Genomic DNA, 6,851 nt, shown 5'->3' with positions numbered 1-6,851 from the left:
TTAGGCATGCCGCCAGCGTTCGTTCTGAGCCAGGATCAAACTCTCAAGTTTGTGTCACTCACCAACCAAGCACGGGGAAAACCCCGCAAACCCAATTGGCAAGAGCTTCAAGGAGCCGATACCTGCACTGTCAAACGTAATGGATACGAATGAACATGCATCACGCCGATCAGACTGTGGAGCCTGAACGGGTGTGGCAATCGGCTTGGTTACTGGTATCCGGAGCCTTAAAATCCCCGGACCAGGCGCCGTCGCCCACATGTCCCTTCATCAAAAACCAACAATGTCAAAGAACCGCCAGACACTAATAGCGGACAGCTAGTGTATCCCCGATTTCACACCGGGGGACCGGCTATCCGATTATGTTGGCGACCAATGCAGCGAACGGTGGAAGCCGTCAGCGCCGCGTCGGTGAGGGCCATCTAGGCCCCACCCAAGATTCGGTCAATGCCCTTTTTGCAAGAATATTGCGCCGGGGCTTCAAACCCCCAGAATTCCGCGGTTTTTACGGCCCATCGGCGGCTCCGCAGCTGGTCTCACGACGGTAACTCGATACCGGAAGGCCGGTGTGGGCGGGGAATCAGGCTTCCAAAACGCGAATCCGGCAGGGGGATTCGGTCAGAATGGGCTCGGCTCGGGCTACCTCGACTGTGCGCGGTGCTGCCCCCTGTCAGGTAACCGCGGCCCGCTGATGAAACTCAGGGCGACGCCATTCGCCCGTTCGCATTACTTCGGCGAGATGCCCGACTGCCCGCGCGATGTCGGCAAAGCGCAGATAGGCGGGAGCGAAACCGAACCGGAGAATGTCGGGATCGCGGAAATCGCCGATCACCCCGCGTGCAATCAGCGCCTGGCAGATCGCGTAGGCGTATTCGTGGCGGTAGGAGAGCTGACTCCCGCGCCGGTGCGGATCGGACGGGCTGACCAATTCGAGCGCCACCCCGCACTCGCCGAGGCATTGGCGGAAGAATTCCGACAGGGCCTGCGATTTCCCATAGAGCCGCGCCACACCCATTTCCGCGATCAGGTCCACGCCCACCTCGAGCGCAGCAAGGCCAAGCACCGGCGGCGTCCCGCATTGCAGCTGCTCTATTCCTCGGGCCGCAATATAGTCGTCGCTGAAGGCGAAAGGCTCCGCATGACCGAACCAGCCGGTTAGCGGTTGCCGGAGCGCCGCGAGATGGCGTTCGGCGACGAAGGCATAGGCGGGCGCCCCCGGCCCGCCATTGAAGTATTTGTAGCCGCAGCCAACCGCGAAATCGGCGCCCTCCCCCTCGGCAACACAGTGGTTGAGATCAACCGGCAGCGCGCCGCCCGAATGCGACAGGTCCCACAAGACAAGGGCACCTGCCTCATGCGCCGCGCGCGTCAGCTCTCCCATGTCGAACAGCTCGCCGGTCTTGTAATGCGCATGCGTCAGCAGGAGCAGAGCGACATCATCGTCCAGCGCGGACAAGAGGCTATCACGTGACGCAAGCCGCCGCTGCGCGAGGCGCTGTCGTTCGAGCCCTTCGATCATATAGAGATCGGTCGGGAAGTTGCCCGGCTCGCTGAGCACCACCTTGCGCGCACCGTTCCCCCGGCCCCGCTGCATGTCGAGTGCCGCGGCGATCAGCTTGAACAGGTTCACACTGGTGGAATCGCAGGCGATGACCTCATGCGGTTGTGCGCCGATCAGCGGCGCGATCTTCGCCCCGAGACGAGCGGGCAGATCAACCCAGTCGGCGCTGTTCCAGCTGCGGATGAGGCCAGCGCCCCATTCCGCGCGTACCACTTGCTCCATCCGCTGCGGGGTAGCCCTGGGCAGGCATCCCAGCGAATTGCCATCGAGATAGATGACCCCGTCGGGGACGATGAAGCGCTCGCGCCAGGGCGCCAGCGGATCGGCATCGTCCAGCGACCGCGCGCGCAGCGACAAGCGCTCAGTCATTGGTCAAATCCCGCAAGATCGCACGGCACAGGCCGGCATCGCCGCCCGCGATCTTCAGAGGCAGTGCGATCAGTTCGTACCGCCCCTCGGGCACGTCATCGAGCACCAACCCTTCGAGGATACGCATGTCGTGCGCGAGCACCGCCTTGTGCGCATCCATCGTCTTGCTGTCCTGCGGATCGACGCTGGGCGCATCGGTCCCGACCAGTTTGACGCCCTGCAGCGCCAGCCATTCGATCGCTTCGGCATCGATGGCGGTGAAGCGGCTGTCCCATTCGTCATGCGGAAAGCGCTCGAAGGTCCGGAACAGCACACGGTCGGCACTGTCGATATGCGGGAGATCGCCGACGGAAATCCTGCCGCCTCCGACACCCGTAGCGTCCACCACCAGGCATTCGCCGATATAAGGGTCGAGCGCGACGCTCGCGATGTCGGGCGCAGTCGCCGAATAATGCAGCGGCGCATCGCCATGCGTGCCCGAATGCGTGCTCATGGTCATTCGTCCAACATTGACCGGCGAGCCGTCTTCCATCTTCCACGTGCGCTCGAAGGCGAAACCGGTATCGCCCGGCCAGACGGGCAGACCGGGGCGCAGCGTCTGCGAGATATCCCAGATCCGCCGCTTGCTTTCCCAGCTGCTCATATCGCTGTCCTAACACTGAGAAGTTCAGGGAAGAAGGCGGCCTTGAGCACGCCGGCAAGATAAGGGACGCCGGGGGTGCCCCCGGTGCCCTTCTTGAAGCCGATGATCCGCTCGACCGTTTTGAGATGGCCGAAGCGCCAGCGCTGGAAATGGTATTCCAGATCGACCAGTTTCTCGGCCAGTTCGTAAAGGTCCCAATATTCCTTCGGGTCGCGGTAAATCTCGGCCCATGCCGCCTCGACCGCGGGCGCGTGCTCCCACGGACTGCCGTGGTCGCGCGAAAGGATATCCTCGGGAATGGCGAAGCCGCGCCGCGCGAGCAGCGCAATCGCCTCGGCATAGATCGATTTACGGGTCAGTTCGGCGCGCAGGCCATCGGCCACCTCAGGTGTCGCCTCATGCATGGTGATCAAGTCCGGATTGCGCCCGCCGAGGAGGAATTCCATCATCCGGTACTGCGCGCTCTGGAACCCGCTCGATCCGCCGAGATGCGGCCGGATGGTCGAATAATCATGCGGGGTCATTGTGCTGAGCACGTCCCAGCTCTGGATCAGCTGCCCCTGCGCCCGCGCCACCCGGGCCAGCATCTTGAACGAAGGCCGCAAGCGATCCTCGCGGATACACTCGCGCGCTTCGGACAATTCGTGGAGGCACAGCTTGAGCCATAGCTCGCTGGCCTGGTGGACGATGATGAACAGCATTTCGTCATGCGCGTCCGAGGCGGGATGCTGCGCGGCCAGAATGCGGTCGAGATCGAGATAGCTGGAATAGGTGATGTCGGATGCCATGCGCGCTGACCTAGCGCGCATCGGTCACCGATGAAACTACCCCTCGACCATCTGCGTGTGCGGGTGGTGCTTGTCGAGGTGCTTCTTTACGATGCGCAGGTTCTTGGTGTTCGATCGATAGACCACGTCGAAGGCATCGCCGATCAGCGGCACGCTGCCCACGGTGCTGTCGATCGCGATATTGCCGACCATGCGCCACAGCTTCCAGCGCGGCAGGCCAAGGTTCTTGGCTTCCCACACGATGTAGCCCGCCAGCGCGGCAGTGATGATGTCCCCCACCACCGGGACGAAACCGACGATCGTATCAAGCCCGATCGGGAAGCGCGTACCCGGAACCACGAGGCTGCGTTCGAGCAAATGTTCCATCGCCTCGATCCGCTTTCGGATCGAAACGGGATCGGTGCCGGTCGGCAGTTCGAGCCCCAACGGGCGCGGGCGGTCGGGATTGTCCATACCGTTCTAGATGGGGGCCCGCGACAGGGGGAACAAGGGATGGATGTTCCACGGGTTTTCGCTGAACGCGTCGATATCGGCGCGCACCAGCGACCAGCGTATCGGCGCGCCCAGCGGGATATAGAGATTGGTAGCGAGAAGCGCGGTCTCCGCTTCGTAGAGATAGGAGCTCTCTTCGGTGCCATCGCGCGCATCGAGCGCAAGCGAAACAAGGTAGTCGGCATCTTCGCTGCATTGGCGCACGCTGACGTCGCAATTGAACTGGTTGAGGAACCAGCGCGGCGAGGCATAACGCGCAACCCGGTCGCGCAGCGCGAGATCGGCCGCGGAAGATCTGTCCGCGCGAGTTGCCGAAACCCCGATTGCAGCGAAATCGGCTGCCAGCCCTTCGAACATCATGTCCGACCCCGGGCCGGGAGGAAGGTAAAGTCGCACTTCGGGCTCCTCGCCGCTTTCGGAACGCCAGCGCGAGACCCGCTGTCGTGCTTCGCTGCGCCGCTGATCGAGCGAAAGAGCCGCCCAGCGCTCGGTAGGTGCGACCAACATCGTCGACAGTGCGATAGGCACGATCCGGGTCGAAGCAACCCAGCCCCCGATATTGAACGGTTGCATCAGACCCTGCCGGTCGATGGCCATCGACAGAGCTTCGCGGTTGGCGGCCGAACCGAGAAACCCTTCCGCGCGGCGAACATCGAGGCCGAACAAGCCGAGAGCGGCATCGAGCCGTACATTGCCACGCGACAACGGCCCGGTGCTCGCCAGCGGCAAATGGGCCAATCGTCCTCCCAGGATCAAGTCATAGCGGGCCTGGGCAAATCCATCGGCGGCCTCTTGGGCCGGTGCTGCACGGACACGGATCGAACGGACCATCTCGCTCCAGCCGGGCTGTTCGGGCAGACCGCGCAGTTCGGGGGCGAGCGGGGTGAGCAACAGGCCCGAGTCGATGGACTGTCCGAGCATCAGGCCCACCGACTGATCACCGAACTCGATACCCATTTCCGGCTGCGCGAGAAGCTGGAGAAAGTCGGGCATCGGGCTGGTCAGCCGAATTTCGATGACCCGACCGGTCATCGCGCGGATATCGCGGATCTTGGCAAGATCGAGGCCGAGGGAAGTGCCCTGCAACTGCCGCACCCGCCGCTGCAACGCATCGCGTACCGCCTGTGCGGTCAGCCTGTTGCCGCCGGCGAGATCGAATTCGTTGATCCGGAAGATGTAGCTGGCGCCGCCGTCGGTAACGATCCAGCGTTCGGCCACACCAGGCACGACCTCTCCGCGTGGATCGAGCCGGACCAGTCCCATCGACAGCGCGGCGCGAACATGCTGGCCCGCATGACTGAGCCTGACTCCCTTCGCTTCCAGATCTTCGGGCTGGGCAATGAATGCAACGTCCACGATTCCGTCGTCCTGACCCACGCTGCACGCAGCGAGCGAGAGGGACAGCAGTGCAGAGATGATAGCGCGCATGGCTGCCGGTTAGCAGCCAGCAGGGCGCGCGTCAGCGGGCAATTACAGCTTGCGGATCCGCGTCGCGTCGGCGGGCGTCGGGGAGGCGAGCGCAGTCTTGCGTAGATAGGCGGGGGTCTCGGTCTTGGTCCCAACCGGTGCGCGAACGATCTTGGGATCGATCTCGGTGTCGAATGCAACCCCGAAACGATCGTCCTGCGTCCACGCGACGCTGCCCTTCACTGCCCCGACGTTACGAAGTTCGATCGTCAGTCGGTCGCCTTGCGAAACTTCCGCCCCTCCGGTCTCGGCCATCATGCCACCAGCGGAAAGATTGCGGACTTTCACCCGTTCGGCGGCCGTGCGCCCCTCGAATGTCAACTGGGCGAACAGAAACAGGCTGTCGCGAGCAACATTGCGTGTTTCAACCGAAGACATGGCGCTCGTTGATTCCCTAGGTTCGTTTCGCAGCGGGTATGGATCGCGTACCACAATAGCCGGCAGACCTAAATAACCGGTTAGCGCAAGGCTCAATCGTCGCGCGAGATCTTCTCGCGGCGCTCGTGGGCTTCCTGCGCCTCTACTGTCATCGTCGCGACGGGACGCGCGATCAATCGCTTCAGTCCGATCGGGTCGCCGGTGACCTCGCACCAGCCGTACTCGCCCTGCTCGATCCGGCGCAGCGCCGCATCGATCTTGAGGATGAGCTTGCGTTGACGGTCGCGCGTTCGGAGCTCGATGCCCCAGTCGGTTTCCGACGAAGCGCGATCGTTGAGATCGGGTTCGCGGATCGGTCCGTCCTGCAGCGATTGCAGGGTCTGCCCCGCGGCATCGTGGATCGACTTCTTCCAGTCGAGCAACAGCATCCGGAAATAATCCTGCTGCTTCTCGTTCATATATTCTTCGGAATCGTCAGGAACGTAGTCGTCGCCAACCGCAGCACGCGCTTCGGCCAGCTTACTCTTCTCATCTGCCACAGAGGCCATTGAGGACCCTCTTACCTGGTCGAATTGATCGTCGGACCACTGCCGTCCTGCACGCCCGGATTTTTCCGGTGCTTCGAATGACCCGCTCGGCGCGTGCCTATAGGCAAGCGCCCGCATGGGCACAAGCGCCAATCCATCCGCAACACGAAAAGCAACGAAGCCCTTCGAAATTGGAATATCAAACAAAGAAAAAGCGCCGCGTTAACTATATATTGACCATGAATTTCCAAATCTTGCCCGTCCGGCATGGGGACCGGTCCGACAGGGGAATGGAAATGCAGCTTACCAGTATCGAAGGGAGCGGCGGCCAGATTATCCAAGGCAATGAGGCGGAAGCGCTCATCGCCGAATGTCTCGCCGAATACGAAGGCGGCAGCGAAGCGGCGCTCTACACTTTGGGAGTGGCCTTCTCGACCGGCAGCCACGGCGTGGTCTGCGACCTGATCGAGGCGCACAAGTGGTTCAACATCGCGGCCTCGCGGGGCCACGAGGAAGCCGGATGGTGTCGCGGCGACATTGCCGAAGAAATGACCGCGCGCGAAATCGCCGAAGCGCAGCGCCGCGCACGCGAATGGCTTGCCCAAAGCGGGCGCAAGGCGGCCTGA

8 protein-coding genes are annotated in these 6,851 nt (G+C 62.7%); 1 reads left to right on the top strand and 7 read right to left on the bottom strand.

Annotated elements, in window-relative coordinates:
• Positions 1-670: 670 nt before the first annotated feature.
• The 7 genes from kynU to dksA form a co-directional block, all read right to left on the bottom strand.
• The gene (kynU, locus tag FHS69_RS10460; RefSeq protein WP_243844610.1) at positions 671-1,930 is read right to left on the bottom strand and encodes a kynureninase; all 1,260 of its coding nucleotides are present in this window, start codon (positions 1,928-1,930) and stop codon (positions 671-673) included.
• Positions 1,923-2,573, bottom strand: coding sequence for an arylformamidase (gene kynB, locus FHS69_RS10455; protein ID WP_166777617.1), 651 nt, complete (start codon positions 2,571-2,573; stop codon positions 1,923-1,925). The genes kynU and kynB overlap by 8 nt, the downstream gene beginning before the upstream one ends.
• Entirely contained in the window at positions 2,570-3,361 is a 792-nt protein-coding gene (locus FHS69_RS10450) for a tryptophan 2,3-dioxygenase (RefSeq protein ID WP_166777616.1), read from the bottom strand. The genes kynB and FHS69_RS10450 overlap by 4 nt, the downstream gene beginning before the upstream one ends.
• 36 nt (positions 3,362-3,397) lie before the next feature.
• Positions 3,398-3,814, bottom strand: coding sequence for a DUF4112 domain-containing protein (locus tag FHS69_RS10445; RefSeq protein ID WP_166777615.1), 417 nt, complete (start codon positions 3,812-3,814; stop codon positions 3,398-3,400).
• Positions 3,815-3,820: 6 nt separating this feature from the next.
• The gene (locus FHS69_RS10440; RefSeq protein ID WP_166777614.1) at positions 3,821-5,281 is read right to left on the bottom strand and encodes an ABC transporter substrate-binding protein; all 1,461 of its coding nucleotides are present in this window, start codon (positions 5,279-5,281) and stop codon (positions 3,821-3,823) included.
• A 42-nt stretch (positions 5,282-5,323) separates the two neighbouring features.
• Entirely contained in the window at positions 5,324-5,698 is a 375-nt protein-coding gene (locus tag FHS69_RS10435; protein WP_166777613.1) for a PilZ domain-containing protein, read from the bottom strand.
• Positions 5,699-5,790: 92 nt separating this feature from the next.
• On the bottom strand, positions 5,791-6,246 hold the full coding sequence (gene dksA, locus FHS69_RS10430) for an RNA polymerase-binding protein DksA (protein WP_067464830.1): 456 nt from the start codon (positions 6,244-6,246) through the stop codon (positions 5,791-5,793).
• A 275-nt stretch (positions 6,247-6,521) separates the two neighbouring features.
• On the opposite strand from dksA, the gene FHS69_RS10425 reads away from it, so the two are divergent.
• The gene (locus tag FHS69_RS10425; RefSeq protein WP_067673779.1) at positions 6,522-6,851 is read left to right on the top strand and encodes an SEL1-like repeat protein; all 330 of its coding nucleotides are present in this window, start codon (positions 6,522-6,524) and stop codon (positions 6,849-6,851) included.

The organism is Qipengyuania flava (assembly GCF_011762005.1).
Lineage (GTDB): Bacteria > Pseudomonadota > Alphaproteobacteria > Sphingomonadales > Sphingomonadaceae > Qipengyuania > Qipengyuania flava.
Note: the sequence above shows the minus strand (reverse complement) of the source record. Positions and strands in the feature narration are given on the sequence as shown.

Bases quoted from the DNA above. Each gene is read 5' to 3' on its own strand.
- kynU (WP_243844610.1), bottom strand. From the start codon at position 1,930: ATGACTGAGCGCTTGTCGCTGCGCGCGCGGTCGCTGGACGATGCCGAT.
- kynB (WP_166777617.1), bottom strand. From the start codon at position 2,573: ATGAGCAGCTGGGAAAGCAAGCGGCGGATCTGGGATATCTCGCAGACG.
- FHS69_RS10450 (WP_166777616.1), bottom strand. From the start codon at position 3,361: ATGGCATCCGACATCACCTATTCCAGCTATCTCGATCTCGACCGCATT.
- FHS69_RS10445 (WP_166777615.1), bottom strand. From the start codon at position 3,814: ATGGACAATCCCGACCGCCCGCGCCCGTTGGGGCTCGAACTGCCGACC.
- FHS69_RS10440 (WP_166777614.1), bottom strand. From the start codon at position 5,281: ATGCGCGCTATCATCTCTGCACTGCTGTCCCTCTCGCTCGCTGCGTGC.
- FHS69_RS10435 (WP_166777613.1), bottom strand. From the start codon at position 5,698: ATGTCTTCGGTTGAAACACGCAATGTTGCTCGCGACAGCCTGTTTCTG.
- dksA (WP_067464830.1), bottom strand. From the start codon at position 6,246: ATGGCCTCTGTGGCAGATGAGAAGAGTAAGCTGGCCGAAGCGCGTGCT.
- FHS69_RS10425 (WP_067673779.1), top strand. From the start codon at position 6,522: ATGCAGCTTACCAGTATCGAAGGGAGCGGCGGCCAGATTATCCAAGGC.